The sequence below is a fragment of the Enterobacter cloacae complex sp. 418I7 genome (assembly GCF_050030705.1).
GTDB lineage: Bacteria > Pseudomonadota > Gammaproteobacteria > Enterobacterales > Enterobacteriaceae > Enterobacter > Enterobacter intestinihominis.
This window is the reverse complement of the sequence record NZ_JBLGUU010000001.1, coordinates 1,218,156-1,234,303: the sequence shown is the minus strand read 5'-3', so window position 1 is coordinate 1,234,303 and position 16,148 is coordinate 1,218,156. Positions and strand designations below refer to the sequence as shown.

The 16,148-nt window shown below is 60.9% G+C and carries 17 protein-coding genes; 9 read left to right on the top strand and 8 right to left on the bottom strand.

Going from position 1 to position 16,148, the window contains the following annotated elements; all coding sequences use genetic code 11:
• Nucleotides 1–157: 157 nt before the first annotated feature.
• Nucleotides 158–460 (top strand): type II toxin-antitoxin system RelE family toxin, encoded by a 303-nt coding sequence (locus ACQG0S_RS05855; protein ID WP_169440994.1) that lies wholly within the window; start codon nucleotides 158–160, stop codon nucleotides 458–460.
• The gene (locus ACQG0S_RS05850) at nucleotides 435–839 is read left to right on the top strand and encodes a helix-turn-helix domain-containing protein (protein WP_022647392.1); all 405 of its coding nucleotides are present in this window, start codon (nucleotides 435–437) and stop codon (nucleotides 837–839) included. Before ACQG0S_RS05855 ends, ACQG0S_RS05850 begins: the two co-directional genes overlap by 26 nt.
• On the opposite strand, the gene ACQG0S_RS05845 is transcribed toward ACQG0S_RS05850, so the two are convergent.
• On the bottom strand, nucleotides 836–1,033 hold the full coding sequence (locus ACQG0S_RS05845) for a YbdD/YjiX family protein (protein ID WP_006809671.1): 198 nt from the start codon (nucleotides 1,031–1,033) through the stop codon (nucleotides 836–838). The two genes, ACQG0S_RS05850 and ACQG0S_RS05845, sit on opposite strands and share 4 nt — an antisense overlap.
• Nucleotides 1,034–1,137: 104 nt before the next feature.
• The gene (gene cstA, locus ACQG0S_RS05840) at nucleotides 1,138–3,243 is read right to left on the bottom strand and encodes a pyruvate/proton symporter CstA (RefSeq protein ID WP_022647390.1); all 2,106 of its coding nucleotides are present in this window, start codon (nucleotides 3,241–3,243) and stop codon (nucleotides 1,138–1,140) included.
• Between the two features lie 268 nt (nucleotides 3,244–3,511).
• On the opposite strand from cstA, the gene ACQG0S_RS05835 reads away from it, so the two are divergent.
• The 3 genes from ACQG0S_RS05835 to ACQG0S_RS05825 are packed head-to-tail and all read left to right on the top strand — an operon-like array spanning nucleotide 3,512 to nucleotide 5,794.
• On the top strand, nucleotides 3,512–4,207 hold the full coding sequence (locus tag ACQG0S_RS05835; RefSeq protein ID WP_063149477.1) for a nucleoside recognition domain-containing protein: 696 nt from the start codon (nucleotides 3,512–3,514) through the stop codon (nucleotides 4,205–4,207).
• On the top strand, nucleotides 4,204–4,668 hold the full coding sequence (locus tag ACQG0S_RS05830) for a YjiG family protein (protein ID WP_023305665.1): 465 nt from the start codon (nucleotides 4,204–4,206) through the stop codon (nucleotides 4,666–4,668). Before ACQG0S_RS05835 ends, ACQG0S_RS05830 begins: the two co-directional genes overlap by 4 nt.
• 13 nt (nucleotides 4,669–4,681) lie before the next feature.
• The gene (locus ACQG0S_RS05825; protein WP_169440992.1) at nucleotides 4,682–5,794 is read left to right on the top strand and encodes a M20 family metallopeptidase; all 1,113 of its coding nucleotides are present in this window, start codon (nucleotides 4,682–4,684) and stop codon (nucleotides 5,792–5,794) included.
• A gap of 90 nt (nucleotides 5,795–5,884) precedes the next feature.
• Here ACQG0S_RS05825 and entH read toward each other — a convergent pair whose 3' ends face one another.
• Genes entH through entC form a run of 5 tightly spaced genes read right to left on the bottom strand, consistent with a single transcriptional unit; the run spans nucleotide 5,885 to nucleotide 10,710 of the window.
• On the bottom strand, nucleotides 5,885–6,298 hold the full coding sequence (entH, locus tag ACQG0S_RS05820; RefSeq protein ID WP_022647384.1) for a proofreading thioesterase EntH: 414 nt from the start codon (nucleotides 6,296–6,298) through the stop codon (nucleotides 5,885–5,887).
• Nucleotides 6,298–7,050, bottom strand: coding sequence for a 2,3-dihydro-2,3-dihydroxybenzoate dehydrogenase EntA (gene entA, locus ACQG0S_RS05815; protein WP_015571174.1), 753 nt, complete (start codon nucleotides 7,048–7,050; stop codon nucleotides 6,298–6,300). Before entA ends, entH begins: the two co-directional genes overlap by 1 nt.
• Nucleotides 7,050–7,904, bottom strand: coding sequence for an isochorismatase (locus ACQG0S_RS05810; RefSeq protein WP_058677445.1), 855 nt, complete (start codon nucleotides 7,902–7,904; stop codon nucleotides 7,050–7,052). The genes entA and ACQG0S_RS05810 overlap by 1 nt, the downstream gene beginning before the upstream one ends.
• A gap of 10 nt (nucleotides 7,905–7,914) precedes the next feature.
• Nucleotides 7,915–9,525: a (2,3-dihydroxybenzoyl)adenylate synthase EntE gene (entE, locus tag ACQG0S_RS05805; protein ID WP_063138051.1), complete on the bottom strand. Its 1,611-nt coding sequence runs from the start codon at nucleotides 9,523–9,525 to the stop codon at nucleotides 7,915–7,917.
• Between the two features lie 9 nt (nucleotides 9,526–9,534).
• On the bottom strand, nucleotides 9,535–10,710 hold the full coding sequence (gene entC / locus ACQG0S_RS05800) for an isochorismate synthase EntC (RefSeq protein ID WP_063138052.1): 1,176 nt from the start codon (nucleotides 10,708–10,710) through the stop codon (nucleotides 9,535–9,537).
• A gap of 188 nt (nucleotides 10,711–10,898) precedes the next feature.
• On the opposite strand from entC, the gene fepB reads away from it, so the two are divergent.
• Nucleotides 10,899–11,858 (top strand): Fe2+-enterobactin ABC transporter substrate-binding protein, encoded by a 960-nt coding sequence (fepB, locus tag ACQG0S_RS05795; RefSeq protein WP_063138053.1) that lies wholly within the window; start codon nucleotides 10,899–10,901, stop codon nucleotides 11,856–11,858.
• Between the two features lie 77 nt (nucleotides 11,859–11,935).
• Here the strand turns inward: fepB and entS are convergent, their stop codons facing one another.
• Nucleotides 11,936–13,162: an enterobactin transporter EntS gene (gene entS / locus ACQG0S_RS05790; RefSeq protein WP_023299557.1), complete on the bottom strand. Its 1,227-nt coding sequence runs from the start codon at nucleotides 13,160–13,162 to the stop codon at nucleotides 11,936–11,938.
• A gap of 108 nt (nucleotides 13,163–13,270) precedes the next feature.
• Here entS and fepD point away from each other — a divergent pair, with 108 nt between their 5' ends.
• From fepD to fepC, 3 genes are read left to right on the top strand one after another with little or no spacing between them, the layout of a single operon-like run.
• On the top strand, nucleotides 13,271–14,275 hold the full coding sequence (fepD, locus tag ACQG0S_RS05785) for a Fe(3+)-siderophore ABC transporter permease (protein ID WP_022647378.1): 1,005 nt from the start codon (nucleotides 13,271–13,273) through the stop codon (nucleotides 14,273–14,275).
• Nucleotides 14,275–15,264: an iron-enterobactin ABC transporter permease gene (gene fepG, locus ACQG0S_RS05780; protein ID WP_074142848.1), complete on the top strand. Its 990-nt coding sequence runs from the start codon at nucleotides 14,275–14,277 to the stop codon at nucleotides 15,262–15,264. The genes fepD and fepG overlap by 1 nt, the downstream gene beginning before the upstream one ends.
• Nucleotides 15,261–16,061 carry an iron-enterobactin ABC transporter ATP-binding protein gene (gene fepC / locus ACQG0S_RS05775; protein ID WP_063138055.1) on the top strand — a complete coding sequence of 267 codons (801 nt, stop codon included), beginning with the start codon at nucleotides 15,261–15,263 and terminating at the stop codon, nucleotides 16,059–16,061. Before fepG ends, fepC begins: the two co-directional genes overlap by 4 nt.
• Nucleotides 16,062–16,148: the final 87 nt, after the last annotated feature.

Below are 16,148 nucleotides of genomic sequence, written 5' to 3'. Positions count from 1 at the left end.
GCCCAGCAGAGGCCTTTTCGAGCCGCCTCGACGGTTTGCGTTTTGCCTCTTACCTGCGCTTTTTTTCCGCTCTACAGTACCCCATAAGAAATTCGGAATTTATCTAATAGTCTTATTATTTCCTTATATTTTGTGTGGGCGTACAGTGGAGGTACGGATGAAGATCGTGTGGTCAAAAACAGCAGAGAAGCAATTTTCTAAAATCGATACGCGATATCAGAACCGCATTAAATTCAGGCTGGAGAAGATGGATGATAAAACATCACCTGTCTCGGATATCAAGAAATTATCTTCTCCCGAAAACCACTACAGGTTTCGATTAGGTGATTACAGGGTCATTTACACCTTCGGAGACCCGCCGGGTGATATCTGCTACGTAGTGGCAGTAAAACGCCGGACAACCACTACCTACCTTCATGAGGAGCATACGGAATATGACTATTCAGTTCATCAAGGATGAAGAAGGAAAAAAACAGTATGTTGTCATACCCTACGGTGAATATTTTCGCATGCGTTTAGCCATGCTTGAGTACGATGACGATGATGAAAACGACTGGGAAGACATCCCTTACGAATCAGACATCTACGATAACGTAGGTTTACCGGGTGAAGTGTGCGACATCATGCATAACGAGAACGTCAGCCTGCAGGCCGCCTGGCGCATTTTACGCGGTATGTCCCAGCAGGAGGTGGCGGAGAAGCTTGGCATCAGTCAGTCCGCCGTATCACAGCTGGAAGCGCTGGACTCCCGTCCGCAAAAGCGCACACGCGAAAAGCTGGCGGCAATTTATGGCTGCAAGCAGGAGCAAATCAGCCTCTATTTACCGAAAGAGGGTTAACAGCACTTCGCCCCGCCCTTGCCGCCGTAACGGGCGTCCTGGCGGTCGCGGAAAAATTCTTCGTAGGTCATTGGCGTCTGATCCGGGTGGTTGACGCGCATATGCTCGACGTAGTTGTCGTAATCCGGCACGCCAATCATCATTTTAGCGGCCTGGCCCAGGTATTTACCTGCTTTGGAAAGGGTGTCGAACATAGTCAGTTTCTCGTTTGTTTCCCTCACCCCGGCCCTCTCCCGGAGGGAGAGGGAGGATAAGAAATGTAGGCCGGGTAAGGCGAAGCCGCCACCCGGCACACGGGTTAATGCGCCCCTTTCGCCTGGGTGACAATCTCGTCCAGGTTCTCAGGCATTGGCTCATACGGCGTCTCTTTCGCCGTTGGCGTGTCGACTTTCAACGCCGCCAGCGCGGTTTTCAGAGAATACAACGCCAGCACCACAACCACCACCATAAAGAAGATGGTAAGCCCGGCGTCCAGACGGTTGTTAAACACCAGCTGGGACAGCTGAGATTCGGTGTACTGCGCCGGGATCTTGCCGCTGTCGATCATCGCCTGGAACTTGTTGGCAATGGCCAGGAAGCCCACCTTGTTGTCCGGGCTGAAGGCTTTCTGCCAGCCTGCTGTCAGGGTACAGATCAGCAGCCACGCCGTTGGCACCAGCGCCACCCATGCGTAACGCTGGCGCTTCATCTTGAACAGGACTACGGCACAAAGCATCAGCGCCATGCCCGCCAGCATCTGGTTGGCGATACCGAACAGCGGCCACAGGGTGTTAATGCCGCCCAGCGGATCGACCACGCCCTGATGCAGGAAGTAGCCCCACGCCAGCACGCACAGTGCCGTCGCCAGCAGGTTAGCCGGGAGCGAGTCGGTCCGCTTCAGGTTCGGGGAGATGACGCCCAGCAGATCCTGCAGCATAAAGCGCGCCGCACGGGTTCCCGCATCCACCGCCGTCAGGATAAACAGCGCCTCGAACAGAATGGCGAAGTGATACCAGAACGAGACATCCATCAGCCCGCCCAGCGCACCGTGCAGGATGTAGGCCATACCCACCGCCAGCGTCGGCGCCCCGCCCGCACGGGAGATAATCGACTGCTCGCCGACCTCGTTAGCGATATGCGTCAACGTATCAGGGGTGATCGCAAAGCCCCAGCCGCTCACCACCTGCGCAGCAGAGGCGACCACGTCAACAGTGCCGGCCGGGGCCAGTACCGCCATCGGGCTGTTCATCGCGAAGTACACGCCCGGGTCGATAATACAGGCCGAGACCAGCGCCATAATCGCCACGAAGGATTCCATCAGCATGCCGCCATAGCCAATCAGGCAGGCCTGATTTTCATTCGCCAGCATCTTCGGCGTGGTCCCGGAGGCGATAAGCGCATGGAAGCCAGACACTGCCCCACAGGCGATGGTGATAAACAGGAACGGGAACAGGTTACCGGTCCAGACCGGGCCGGTGCCGTCAATGAATTTGGTCAGGGCAGGCATGGTCAGGGTCGGGCGCATAATCAGAATGCCGATCGCCAGCCCGACGATGGTACCAATTTTCAGGAACGTAGAGAGGTAGTCACGCGGGGCCAGCAGGAGCCATACCGGCAGCACCGCCGCCACGAAGCCGTAGCCCACCAGCATCCAGGTCAGCTGCACGCCGGTGAAGTCGAAGAACGGTGCCCAGGTCGGGCTTTCCGCCACCCAGCCGCCGGAGATAATAGCAAACACCAGGAACACCAGGCCAATGACTGAAACTTCACCAATGCGTCCCGGACGCAGATAGCGAATGTAGATCCCCATGAACAGCGCCAGCGGAATGGTGAAGGCGACGGTATAGGTTCCCCACGGGCTGTGGGTCAAGGCTTTCACCACAATCATCGCCAGTACCGCGAGGATGATGACCATGATCATAAAGGTCGCCACCAGCGCAATCACCCCGGCAGTTGCCCCCATCTCCTCTTTCACCAGCTCACCCAGCGAACGACCGTCGCGACGGGTGGAGACGAACAGCACCATGAAGTCCTGCACCGCGCCCGCCAGCACCACCCCCGCGAGGATCCAGATCATCCCCGGCAGGTAGCCCATCTGCGCGGCCAGTACCGGCCCCACCAGCGGGCCTGCCCCGGCAATCGCCGCGAAATGGTGACCGAACAGCACTTTTTTATCGGTCGGCACGTAGTCCAGACCATCGTTATGACGCACGGCCGGCGTCATGCGTGTGCCGTCTACGCCCAGTACCGTCTTCGCGATATAACGGCCATAAAAACGGTATGCGATCAGATAAATGCAGACGGAGGCGACCACGATCCAGAGCGCATTGATCTGCTCCCCCCGGTTGAGGGCGATGTAGCCCAGGGCAAAGGCTCCCACAACGGAGAGCCCTGCCCATATAAGGTATTTCCCTGAGTTGTTCATAATGGTTATCCGTTGTTGTGAAACAGTGAGATGTTACATTTTGTTTCTAGAACAACGGATAAAATTTAACAACTTTGAAACGCAATAATGCGTGGTCAAACCAGACATTTACACCACATTGTTAAGCCGATCACTTTCGTAGCGTCACCGTTCACACTTTTACCTTTTTCGGCCAGACACCGCCTTACGGAATGATTTGTATCATTTTTTTTGGCCATAACCTCGCCAGAATGATCCTGCGCAATCGCGTGCATACAAGGAAAAGGATATGAACAGTTCAGTACCTCAGGATAGTCAGGTCGGGCCGGGCGCGTACTTCGCGCTGGCGTTTGCAGCCGTTTTCTTCTCGGGTCTGTTAGGCGGACAAGAGTGGTACGGCGTCTTTGATTTCACCACCCTCAACGGCGCATTTGGCAAAGTGGTCAGCAAAGCCAGTCTGGATGACGGTACGTTAACCACAGCCAGCAGCACCTTTCGCGGCACCGGCGGCAGCGGCGCGATGGACGGGTTTCTCTTCGCGCTCGGTTTAATTCCCGCGGTGATGTTCGCCCTGGGGATGATCAACGTGCTGGAGCACTATGGCGCCCTGCGTGCCGCGCGAAAACTCTTAACTCCTCTGCTGCGCCCGCTATTGGGGATCCCTGGCACCACCGGGCTGGCGCTGATTGGCAGCCTGCAAAGTACCGACGTGGGCGCGTCGCTTACCCGTAATCTCTCTGATGAAGGGCAAATCAGCGAAAAAGAGAAAGACGTTTTCGCCATGTTCCAGTTCTCCGCCGGGGCGATGATCACCAACTTTTTCTCTTCCGGGGCGATCCTCTTCACGCTGCTCGCCGTTGACGGCACGGCGGCGGTGCCCACCTCCATCGGGGCCTGTATCGCGGTGATGTTTATCATGAAAATTGTCGGCGCCAATCTGCTGCGCCTGATCCTGACGTTTACCCATAAAGGAGACGCCGCATGAGTGCCCCACAGTCCAATCCCGTCATTACCGATGTGTTTATCGAAGGCGCGCGCAAAGGCTGGAGCATTGCCACCAGCAGCACGCTGCCCAACGTGGTGATGGCCTTTATCATCATCAAGGCGCTGGAAATTACCGGCGCGCTGAAAGGGCTGGGCACGATCTTCTCCCCGCTGATGGGCCTGTTTGGCCTGCCGGGCGAAGCGGCCGCCGTGCTGATTGGCGGCTGGATGTCGATGGGCGGCGGGATCGGCGTTGCCATCGGCCTGTTTGATAAAGGCATCCTCACCGGCGAGCACCTGGCGATCCTGGCGCCCGCCATCTACCTGATGGGCTCGCAGGTGCAGTACCTGGGCCGCATTCTGGGGGTGATTGGCACCCGCGCCAAACGTATTCCGCTGATGATCGCCCTCTCGGTGGTCAACGCTTTCTTAGCCATGCTGCTGATGCGCATTATTCTCTGAACAGGACGTGAACATGAACCTTGACCATTATATCGAAGAGCTGAAAACCCTGGTGAACGTAGACTGCGGCACCCAGACGATTGACGGCGTCGCCGCTGTTGCAGGCATCATGCAGCAACTGTGGCAGCGCGAAGGCTGGCATACGGAGCAGGTGAACCTGGGCGACAAGGTGGGCCCCGGCGTCTTCGTCAGTAACAAGCCGCAGGCGGAACGGTTCGACGTGCTGCTGGTCGGGCATCTGGATACCGTATTTCCCGCCGGCACCGTGGCCGCGCGTCCGCTGAGCGAGGATGAAACCCGCCTGTACGGCCCCGGCGTCTCGGATATGAAGAGCGGACTTCTGAATATTTTGTGGGCAATGCGCGCGCTTGACGCCGCAGACAACGATCGTCTCGCGATTGCCGTTGCGATGAACCCGGACGAAGAGACCGGATCTGTCCATTCCCATGAGTGGATTGGCGAGCTGGCTAAGCGTTCCCGCTGCGTGCTGGTGTGCGAAGCCGCCCGCGCCGACGGTTCGCTGGTGAAAGCGCGTAAAGGGATGGCGGGCTATCACCTCACCTTTAGCGGCGTGGCGGCACACGCGGGCAATGACCCGGAAAAAGGCCGCTCGGCGATCACCGCGCTGGCAAAGAGCGTTATCGCCATCAATGCGCTGACGGACTGGGATCGCGGCACTACACTTAACGTCGGCGTGATTCAGGGCGGCAGCGCGGCGAACGTGGTCGCGGACAGCGCTGTGGCAGAACTGGACGTTCGCTTCTGGGAAAACGACGAGTATGACCGGGTGAACCAGGCGCTGGAGTTGTTATGTGAACAAGGCTTTTTAGACGGCGTGACCACCACGCTGACGCGGGTTAATCACAAACCGGCGATGGCCGCGAGCGACGCGACGCAGGCGCTGATGCAGCAGGTTGAAGCGGCGGGTAAAGCGGAAGGCATCGACATTACCTGGCAGGCAGTCGGCGGCGGCAGCGACGCCAACCACACCGCCGCGCTCGGCATCCCCACGCTTGACGGCTTCGGGCCGGTTGGCGCCGGGTTCCACAGCCCGGCGGAATGGCTGGATAAAGCGTCCATTGCGCCGCGAATTCGGCTGTTGACGCGGGTGGTATCGATGTTGTAACAACCGCCCGGTGGCGCTTCGCTTACCGGGCCTACATGTTTCGTAGGCCGGGTAAGGCGAAGCCGCCACCCGGCACTCCCGCCGCACAATCTAACCCAGCACCATCGTACTCAACCGACACGTACAGCACCGCCGCCCCTGCTCGTCGAACACCACAATCTCCCAACTCTGACTGGAGCGGCCCAGATGCAGCGGCTGACATACGCCGCGCACCTTACCGTGAGAGACCGCGCGGTGGTGCGTAGCGTTCAGTTCCGTGCCCACCACATTCTGCCCGTCGCGGGTCATCAGAAAACCGGCCATCGACCCCAGCGTTTCCGCCAGCGCCGCCGACGCACCGCCGTGCAGCAGGCCAAACGGCTGGTGGGTGCGCGCATCCACCGGCATCTCCGCTTCCAGCGTATCGTCCCCGAGGCGGGTATAGACGATGCCAAGGTGTTCCACCATCGTGTTCTGGCTAGTGGCATTCAGCTCGTCGAGGGATAAATGACGTTTCCAGATCATTACGCCCCCAGCGTGGAGCCGCCGTCCACCACGATATCCTGCAAGGTGATATGGCTGGCGGCATCGGATGCCAGGAACAGCACGGTCGCGGCAATCTCCTGCGGACGGGCAATTTTACCGAGCGGAATGCCGAGTTTGAACTGCTCGCCGAAGCCGCGAATGCGCCGCTGTTCCGCATCATCGCTGGTCCACAACGTGCGCTGCATGTCGGTATCCGTAGAACCCGGCGACACCAGGTTACAGCGTACGCCGCTGCCCGCCAGCTCCAGCCCGACGGTCAGCGCCAGGCTTTTCAGCGCCGCTTTCGACGCGCCGTAGGCGCTCATGCCGATGCGCGGCGTGTGCGCCGCGTCAGAGGCCACCGTCACAATCGCCCCGCCCTGCTGATGACGGAACTGGCCCATCGTCTGCTGGAACAGGTTGAACGCGCCGCCGACGTTGACCGCAAAGGTCTGCTGCCAGTCCTCCTGCGAAAGCTGATCCGTCGCGCCCATACGCAGAATGCCCGCCGCGTTGACCAGCACGTCGAGCCGCTCAAGGCTGCTGAGCAAACGCCCGCAGACATCACTCGCCTGCGCCGCATCCGCCACGTCCAGTGTTTCGGTGGCAAACGGATATTCGCCGTGAGGGAAAGCCAGATCGAACCCGGTCACCTGCGCCCCGGCCTCCACAAATGCCAGCGCGGTCGCATAGCCAATGCCCTTACCCGCGCCCGTCACCCAGACGGTTTTACCGGTAAAATCAAAAGCCATCACTTCACCTCGCGGGAGAGCAGCGCCCACCAGGCATCGAGGGTCGGATTTTTTGCCAGCATCACGAAATCAATGTCGCCGTGCACTTTGCGCCAGCGGGCGGCCAGCGCCATCATCCGTACTGAATCCAGACCGTAGTCGATCAGGTTTTCGTCATCCATCGGCTCGTCGGACTCGTCCAGCAGCGGCAGGATCAGCTCACGCAGCGCGGCTTTCGTTGCCGGAACAGACGGCAGCAGCTCGTCGGTCATCACCACGCGGCCCGAACGTCCGGCCACGTATTTCAGCGACATCAGGTGCTCGTCGCGGGTGAAATCCGCCAGCGCGTCGGCGATAAAGAACGGTTTGATGTCGCGCATAAAGGCGTCGGTGGCGGTGGTCATGCAGCCGATGTGGGCGTACACGCCGGTGATCAAAAGCTGGTTGCGGCCGGTCTCTTTCAGCATCTGCTCCAGCGGGGAGCGGTGGAACGCGCTGTAGCGCCACTTCACCAGCACAGTGTCCGCTTCGTCCGGGGTCAGCTCAGCGACGATGCGCTGCTGCTCCGGTGAGCGAGTCAGACCCGGCCCCCACATATCGTTCAGCAGGGCGCGGTCTTCATCGCTCTGATCTTTCGGCTGCGCGGTGTAATACACCGGAATATTGTGCTCTTTGCAGTACGCGCGCAGTTTAGCGATGTTCGCCACTACCTGCTGCATCATGTCGCTATTTTCGCCCCAGAATTTCAGGAAGTACTCCTGCATATCGTGGATCAGCAGCGCGGCGCGTTCCGGTTCAAACGCCCAGCTTACTTTACTGGTCGGCAGTTCGGCGGCGGTTGGCAGCGCATATGCGGTTAATTTTGGAATAGCCATTCTCTGTTCCTCAGCCCCGGGCGCGTTCAGCAAGCCACAGGCGCAACTGTTTCTTATCAACTTTGCCGACCGGCGTGAGCGGAAGCGCATCCACGCTCTCCACGCGGTCCGGCAGCTTAAATTCGGCAACGCCCTGCTCGCGCAGGAAGCGGCGCACCTCCACCGCGCGCAGCGGCTGTTTCACCACCAGGTACGCGCAGCTTTTTTCGCCCAGCAGGCTGTCCTCCATGCTCACCAGCGCGGCGTGGATCACCGCGTCGTGGCGCAGCAGCAGGTTTTCGATCTCTTCGGCGGCGATTTTCTCGCCACCGCGGTTGATCTGATCTTTCTCGCGCCCCTGCACGGTGATGTAACCCTGCTCGTCGATGGCGATCAGATCGCCCGAGCAGTAGAAGCCGTTGGCATCGAAGGCGCTGGCGTTGTGGTCCGGGCTGTTGAAATAGCCGCGGAAGGTGTAAGGGCCGCGCGTCATCAGACGCCCGACCTCCCCGCGCGGCAGCGGGTTACCGTCCTCGTCCGCCACCCACACTTCATCGTCCGGGCACATCGGGCGGCCCTGGGTATTGATGATGCGCTCCGGCGCATCGTCGAGGGCGGTATAGTTCACCAGCCCTTCCGCCATGCCAAATACCTGCTGAAGCTGGCAGCCAATTTCCGCCGGAATGCGCGCCGCAAGCGTGGCGGAGAGGCGTGCGCCGCCCACCTGGAGCAGCCTGAGGGATTTCAGCTGGGCGTTCCCCGCGCCGTCGGCAATCGCCTGCAACCACAGGCTGACCGCGGGCGGCACCAGCGAGGTGACGTTTATCTGATGCTGCTCCATCAGCGGGAAGCAGAGCGTGGCGCTCGGATCGTTCGCCAGCACCACGCAGCCACCCGCCGTGAAAACGCCTAACGATCCTGGCGAGCTCATGGCGTAGTTGTGCGCCGCGGGAAGCGCGTTCAGATAGCGGGTGTGCGCAGTGATACCGCAGATTTCGTTGCTGCGACGGATGCTGTAGTCGTAATCGTTATGCGTGCGCGGGATCAGCTTCGGCGTGCCGGTGCTGCCGCCGGAGAGCTGGAAGAACGCCACTTCGTCGGCGGGCGTCGGGTTCGGGATGAAATTGTCCGCCGGGCGCGCAATCGCCGCCTCCAGCGCATGTTCGCCCTTATCGCCACGCAGCAGCACAACGCGTACCGAGCGATGCGCATCCACAAAGGTGTTGAGAAAATCGTCGCCCGAGAACAGCGCGTGGTCGCGATCGGCAATCAGCACGGCGGGTTTGATCTGCTCCGCGTAGGCGTTGAGTTCACTGCGCTGATGGCTAAAGAGCGCGTTGACCGGCGCGACGCCGATTTGCAGTAGCGCGAAGAAGGTGATGTAGAACTCGGCCACGTTGCCAAGCTGCACCAGCGCGGTCTCCCCGCGATGCAGCCCCTGCGCCTGAAGGGAGGACGCCAGATTCGTCACCGCCTGATTAAACGCGCGGTAGGTGATGCGGCGATCGCCGTCAATTATCGCGACCGCATCGCTGTCCGCATGGTCCGTCAGGATGTGGGTCAGCGGCAGATCCTGCCAGTAGCCTTTTTCACGGTAGCGGCGGGCAAACTCCTCAGGCCAGCGGGTAAAAGGGATGGTCATGAGTATTCCTTAGTGCAAACCAAACACGTTGAGCATGGTGGAGAGCTTCACGCCCGTCTCGCGCCACTCGCCGACCGGGGAGGAGGCAGGCACAATGCCCGCGCCGGCAAACAGGCGAACGGTATTTTGATGCAGCCGCGCGCAGCGGATAGTTACCACCCACTCGCCGTTACCTTCGCTGTCGCACCAGCCGACGATGCCGCCGAACAGCTCGCGGTCGAACGGCTCCAGCTCGGCAATCAGCTCTTTTGCCGCCTGATGCGGGAAGCCGCTCAGCGCGGGCGTCGGGTGCAGCAGGCAGGCCAGCGTCAGGGCGTTCTCGTTTTCACGTGCCTCACCTTCTACCGGCGTGGCCAGATGCCACAGCGTCGGGGTGGTGATGAGCTGCGGGGAAGCCGGCATGCTCAGATGATGGCTACGCGGTTCCAGAATGGTTTTCATCGCCTGCGTGACCAGATCGTGCTCGTGGCGGTCTTTTTCGGAGGCCAGCAGCTTAGTGCCCGCTTCGCGATCCAGCACATCGTCCGGCTGACGGCGCGCAGAGCCTGCCAGCGGCAGCGAGCTAAAGTGCGCGCCCTCTTTGCGCAGCAGCAGTTCCGGGCTGGCGCCCAACAGCACGCCGCCGTCTTCCAGCGGTACGTGGAAGTTAAAGCTCGCCGGGTTCTGGGCGATAAGACGCTCCATCAGCGCGCTGCTATCGATCTGTTTGTCGGTAGCGATATCAATCAGGCGCGACAGCACCACCTTATTCACCTGCGGCGTAGCGGTGAGCGACGCGGCGCGAGCAACCATCTCCTCGAAAACCGGCTGCGACGGGATCTCGGTGCGCTGTTTCACGTTCAGCGTCTGCGCGCCGGAGGCGTAGCGTGCGGACTGCTGACGCGCCGGGCGGGAGAAGGTTTGCCAGCGTTGCGGAATAAACAGCGATGACGGTTTGCGGGTATCGAAGGGGATCGCCCCTACCATCACCGGATGGGCAATGCCGCTGTTTTTCGCATTCCGGAAAGCCTGAGCTAATTTCTGCTGAAAGGGACCCGCCGGATCGTCACCGCCGACGGCGGGTTCAGAAAAACGGGCGAAACAGCCGGACGTGGTAAAACTGCGGTAAGGCGACATAAAGAAAAAGCTGTCTGATTGCAGCGTTGTCGCGGTGTGCTGAACTTCCTCAGCCAGGGACGTGTCCATATCATCCTCCTTAAAATGATAAAAGAAGCAATAATGATTATCATTTATATTTTCGTCGGCTAACCTAATCCCACATCGCCCCGCTGTCAACCGTCGGGCAAATAACTTGTGCGACAAACGCTTGCATCCCTTCCCTACAGCCCTGAAAATGAGAAGCATTATCTTCAATAAAATCAGGATGCCGCTCTGTGAAAATCGCTGCCGTTTGCCGCAATGCCCTTCTTTTAACAGGACTTTTTGTTTTAGGACTAACCTCAGCCGCCGCCGCCGACTGGCCGCGTCAGGTCACCGACAGCCGCGGCGTTCACACGCTTGAGAGCAAACCGACGCGCATTGTCTCCACCAGCGTGACCTTAACCGGCTCCCTGCTGGCCATTGACGCGCCGGTCATTGCCAGCGGCGCGACCACGCCAAACAACCGCGTAGCGGATGCGCAGGGCTTCCTGCGTCAGTGGGGCGATATCGCCAAACAGCGTAAGGTTGCCCGGCTGTACATCGGCGAGCCGAGCGCCGAAGCCGTCGCGGCCCAGATGCCGGACCTGATTTTGATCAGCGCCACCGGCGGGGATTCCGCGCTGGCGCTCTACGATCAGCTTTCCGCCATCGCGCCGACGCTTATCATTAACTACGACGACAAAAGCTGGCAGGAACTGCTGACCCAACTGGGGACGATCACCGGGCAGGAGACACAGGCCGCAGAGCGCATCGCTGCCTTCGACAAACAGCTCGCCAAGGTGAAACAGCAGATGAAGCTGCCGCCACAGCCGGTGAACGCCATCGTCTACACCGCCGCGGCGCACACGGCGAACCTGTGGACGACAGACTCCGCGCAGGGCAAGCTTTTGCACCAGTTGGGCTTTACGCTGGCCGACGTGCCTGCCGGGTTGCACACCTCAAAAAGTCAGGGCAAACGCCACGACATTATCCAGTTAGGGGGTGAAAACCTGGCGACGGGGCTGAACGGCGAAGGGCTGTTCGTGTTTGCCGGCGATCAGAAAGACGTGGACGCGATTTACGCCAACCCGCTGCTGGCGCATCTGCCGTCGGTGAAGAACAAGCGCGTCTGGGCATTAGGAACCGAGACGTTCCGCCTGGATTATTACAGCGCGATGTTGGTGTTGCAGCGTTTGAATTCAATTTTTAAATAAGTGGCACGTTCCCCGTAGGCCCGGTAAGCGCAGCGCCACCGGGCGTTTTGTCGGGTGGCGGCTACGCCTTACCCGACCTACAGGGTCTGCCTGAACCGACGCAACTCCACCAGAACCGCCAGTAAAATCACGCCAACAACGGCTAACACAAACCCGCTGCTGCTCGCCGACGCCACCGGGGTCATTATCGCCCCCAGCCCGCCGAGGATCGCCGCGCCAATCGCATCGCCCGTGACGTTCTGCGCCGTCCACAGGCCGTTAATGCGCCCGAGCATCCCTTCCGGCGTCTGGGTCTGGATCAGGGTGTACTGTAAAAGAGAGCTGACCGCGCTCAGCCAGCCGAAAATCACCAGACACATCACGCCCAGCGCCCACACCGGCATCAGGCTAAAGAAACCAATGGCGATAAACGAGGCCAGCGTCGCCACCAGCATGATCAACCCCGGTCTCGCGCTCTGCGCCAGGTTGCCGCTGGTCAGCGCCCCGAAGGCCGCACCGAGCGGAATGGCGGCGTACAGCACACCAATCTCTGAGGCGCTCATCTGCCACTCACCCGCCAGCGCCGGATACAGCACGCGCACGGCGCTCGCCATCGTCAGCAGGCCGCCGAGCAGCGCAATGCCGCCAATCAATGGGTTGCTGAACAGGAAACGAATCGCGGCCATCAGGGACTTCAGCGGATGCTCGCGCGGCTGCGGCGGGGGTGGCAGGAGCGGCAGACGCAGTAGCGTCAGGGTGGTAATAAACGTCCCCGCCGCGGCAAGGCCGTAGTTCCACGCCACGTTGCCGGTCGCCAGCAACAGACCACCCACCATCGGCGAAATCACCGAGCCGAGCCGTACGGTGAGCATGGTGATCGCCCCCGCCTGCATCAGGTTCTCGCGCCCGACCAGCGCGGGCGTGGCCGCCAGCAGCGCCGTCACGCCTAACGAAGCAAAAAAGCCGTCCCACAATCCCAGCACGTAAATGGCCACCAGCGACGGCTCCGGCAGCATGGCGTTCAGACACAGCCCGACAAAGCCCACCCCGCAGGTGCCGCGCGCCAGCAGGATCAGCTTTTTACGCTCGTAGCGGTCCGCCAGCACGCCGCCCACCATCAGGCCGATAAACATCGCCCCGCCGGTTAAGGTGACGGATAACCCTACCAGCCAGCTGGAGTGAGTCATGGTCTGGATCTGCACCGGCACGGCCACACCAAGCAGACCGAGGGACAAAATGGAGATAAAGCGAGCGATAAAAACGGCGCGATACGCCGGGTGTGTTTTGAGCAGGCTGAGGTTAAGCAGCCAGGATTTTTGATTCATGACAAAGCCTTGAGTCTATTTCTACCCATTCCATGGGCGCACATGCTAACATAGCCAAATAAGATAGATAACGATAATCACTATCATTATCAAATCATGGATGTAGCTATGTCGTTTTCCTCTTCTGCGGTGCGCGCCCTTGCCGTGCCCGTTTTATTGCTACTGCTAATCCTTGCGATTGCACTCAGCCTGCTGGTCGGCGCAAAACCGCTGCCCGCGTCCGTTATTGTCGATGCGCTATCCGGTACCTGTCAGAGCGCCGACTGCACCATCGTGCTCGACGCTCGCCTGCCCCGCACCCTTGCCGGATTGCTGGCTGGCGGTGCGCTCGGCCTTGCCGGTGCCCTGATGCAAACCCTCACCCGCAACCCGCTGGCGGACCCCGGCATTCTCGGCGTTAACTCCGGCGCCAGCTTTGCCATCGTGCTCGGCGCAGCGCTGTTTGGATTTACGTCCCCCTCTGAACAGCTGATGATGGCTTTTTGCGGCGCGCTGGCGGCCTCGCTGGTGGTGGCGTTTACCGGCAGCCAGGGCGGCGGCCAGCTCAGCCCGGTACGCTTAACGCTGGCGGGCGTAGCGCTCGCGGCGGTACTGGAAGGCTTGTCCAACGGCATCGCCCTGCTCAACCCGGACGTGTATGACCAGCTGCGCTTCTGGCAGGCGGGTTCGCTGGATATTCGTACCCTTGAAACCTTAAAGGTGGTGGTGATCCCGACGATCGTCGCTGCCGCCGTGGCGCTCTGTTTAAGCCGGGCGCTGAACAGCCTGAGCCTCGGCAGCGATACCGCGACCGCCCTCGGCAACCGTGTGGCGCGCACGCAGCTGACGGGGCTACTCGCCATTACCGTGCTCTGCGGCAGCGCGACCGCCGTGGTCGGGCCGATTGCCTTTATCGGCCTGATGATGCCGCACATGGCGCGCTGGCTGGTGGGGGCGGATCACCGCTGGTCGCTGCCGGTCACGCTGCTGGCGACCCCTGCCCTGCTGCTCTTTGCCGACGTACTGGGCCGCCTGCTGGTGCCGGGTGAACTGCGCGTCTCGGTGGTCAGCGCCTTTATCGGCGCGCCGGTTCTGATCTTCCTGGTTCGACGCAGACGCGGGGGTGGCGCATGATGGCCCCGTCCCGTCGTTTACTTACCAGCGTCGCCCTGCTGGTCGTCGCCAGTCTGCTGCTGGCGGTCTGGAGCCTGCAAAGCGGTGCCGTAACGCTTGATTTCGCGCAGGTCTTTCACGCTCTCACCGGCAGCGCGCCGCGTAACATCACCATGGTGGTCACCGAATGGCGACTGCCGCGCGTGGCAATGGCGATCCTGGTGGGCGCGGCGCTTGGCGTCAGCGGCGCGATATTCCAGTCGCTGATGCGTAACCCCCTCGGGAGCCCGGACGTGATGGGCCTGAATACCGGCGCGTGGAGCGGCGTGCTGGTGGCGATGGTGCTGTTCGGGCAGCATCTTACGGCCATTACCTTTACGGCGATGGCGGGCGGCATTCTCACCTCCCTGCTTATCTGGGCCCTGGCCTGGCGCAACGGCATCGACACCTTCCGTCTGATCATCATCGGGATCGGCATCCGTGCGATGCTGATGGCGTTCAACACCTGGCTTCTGCTACAGGCATCGCTGGAAACCGCGCTCTCCGCCGGGCTGTGGTACGCCGGCTCCCTCAACGGTCTGACGTGGGGAAAAACCTGGCCCGCCGCGCCGCTGATTTTGGTGATGTTTATTGGCGCGTTGCTGCTGGTCAGGCGCATGCGGCTGCTGGAGATGGGCGACGACAGCGCCTGCGCGCTGGGCGTGAGCGTAGAGCGCTCGCGCCTGATGCTGATGCTGGTGGCGGTCTTGCTGACCGCAGCGTCTACCGCCATCGCCGGGCCGATCTCGTTTATTGCCCTCGTGGCCCCGCATATCGCGCGGCGTCTTAGCGGTACCGCGCGCTGGGGATTAACCCAGGCGGCGCTGTGCGGCGCATTGTTACTGCTGGCCGCCGATCTCTGCGCTCAGCAGCTGTTTATGCCTTATCAACTGCCGGTGGGCGTGGTGACCGTCAGCCTCGGCGGGATTTACCTCATCGTCTTGCTCGTTCAGGAGTCACGCAAGAAATGACAGATTCAACATTCCGCTTGCGCGGCGAAAACTTAACCCTCGGCTACGGCAAAAAAATCATTGCCCGGGATTTATCCGTGTCCATTCCGGACGGCCACTTCACCGCCATTATCGGCCCGAACGGTTGCGGCAAATCGACCCTGCTGCGCACGCTGAGCCGCCTGATGTCGCCGGTTGAGGGTAGCGTGTTCCTCGACGGGGAGCAGATCCAGCGCTTCGCCAGCAAAGAGGTGGCGCGCCGAATTGGCCTGCTGGCGCAAAACGCCACCACGCCGGGGGATATTACCGTGCAGGAGCTGGTCTCCCGCGGGCGCTACCCGCACCAGCCACTGTTTACCCGCTGGCGCAAAAAGGACGACGAGGCGGTGAAGCGCGCGATGCAGGCTACGGGCATCACCGATCTGGCCCAACAAAGCGTCGATACTCTCTCCGGCGGACAGCGCCAGCGCGCCTGGATTGCAATGGTACTGGCGCAGGAAACCTCGATTATGCTGCTGGACGAGCCGACAACCTGGCTCGATATCAGCCATCAGATTGATCTGCTGGAGCTGCTGAGCGAACTGAACCGCACGCAGGGGTACACCCTGGCGGCAGTGCTGCACGACTTAAATCAGGCGTGCCGCTACGCGACGCATCTGATTGCGCTGCGCGACGGCGAGATTGTGGCGCAGGGCGCGCCGAAGGAGATTGTGACGCCGGATCTGATCGCGCGGATCTACGGCATGCGCTGCATGATTATTGACGATCCGGTGGCGGGTACGCCGCTGGTGGTGCCGTTGGGCAAGCGTGCGGTCTGATGCCCTCACCCCGGCCCTCTCCCACGGGGAGAGGGAGCAAACCATCCCCTCTCCCTGTGGGAGAGGGTTAGGGTGAGGGGCATTTGC

Coding starts and splice junctions, on each gene's coding strand:
- ACQG0S_RS05855 (WP_169440994.1), top strand. CDS start 158: ATGAAGATCGTGTGGTCAAAAACAGCAGAGAAGCAATTTTCTAAAATC.
- ACQG0S_RS05850 (WP_022647392.1), top strand. CDS start 435: ATGACTATTCAGTTCATCAAGGATGAAGAAGGAAAAAAACAGTATGTT.
- ACQG0S_RS05845 (WP_006809671.1), bottom strand. CDS start 1,033: ATGTTCGACACCCTTTCCAAAGCAGGTAAATACCTGGGCCAGGCCGCT.
- cstA (WP_022647390.1), bottom strand. CDS start 3,243: ATGAACAACTCAGGGAAATACCTTATATGGGCAGGGCTCTCCGTTGTG.
- ACQG0S_RS05835 (WP_063149477.1), top strand. CDS start 3,512: ATGAACAGTTCAGTACCTCAGGATAGTCAGGTCGGGCCGGGCGCGTAC.
- ACQG0S_RS05830 (WP_023305665.1), top strand. CDS start 4,204: ATGAGTGCCCCACAGTCCAATCCCGTCATTACCGATGTGTTTATCGAA.
- ACQG0S_RS05825 (WP_169440992.1), top strand. CDS start 4,682: ATGAACCTTGACCATTATATCGAAGAGCTGAAAACCCTGGTGAACGTA.
- entH (WP_022647384.1), bottom strand. CDS start 6,298: ATGATCTGGAAACGTCATTTATCCCTCGACGAGCTGAATGCCACTAGC.
- entA (WP_015571174.1), bottom strand. CDS start 7,050: ATGGCTTTTGATTTTACCGGTAAAACCGTCTGGGTGACGGGCGCGGGT.
- ACQG0S_RS05810 (WP_058677445.1), bottom strand. CDS start 7,904: ATGGCTATTCCAAAATTAACCGCATATGCGCTGCCAACCGCCGCCGAA.
- entE (WP_063138051.1), bottom strand. CDS start 9,525: ATGACCATCCCTTTTACCCGCTGGCCTGAGGAGTTTGCCCGCCGCTAC.
- entC (WP_063138052.1), bottom strand. CDS start 10,710: ATGGACACGTCCCTGGCTGAGGAAGTTCAGCACACCGCGACAACGCTG.
- entS (WP_023299557.1), bottom strand. CDS start 13,162: ATGAATCAAAAATCCTGGCTGCTTAACCTCAGCCTGCTCAAAACACAC.
- fepD (WP_022647378.1), top strand. CDS start 13,271: ATGTCGTTTTCCTCTTCTGCGGTGCGCGCCCTTGCCGTGCCCGTTTTA.
- fepG (WP_074142848.1), top strand. CDS start 14,275: ATGGCCCCGTCCCGTCGTTTACTTACCAGCGTCGCCCTGCTGGTCGTC.
- fepC (WP_063138055.1), top strand. CDS start 15,261: ATGACAGATTCAACATTCCGCTTGCGCGGCGAAAACTTAACCCTCGGC.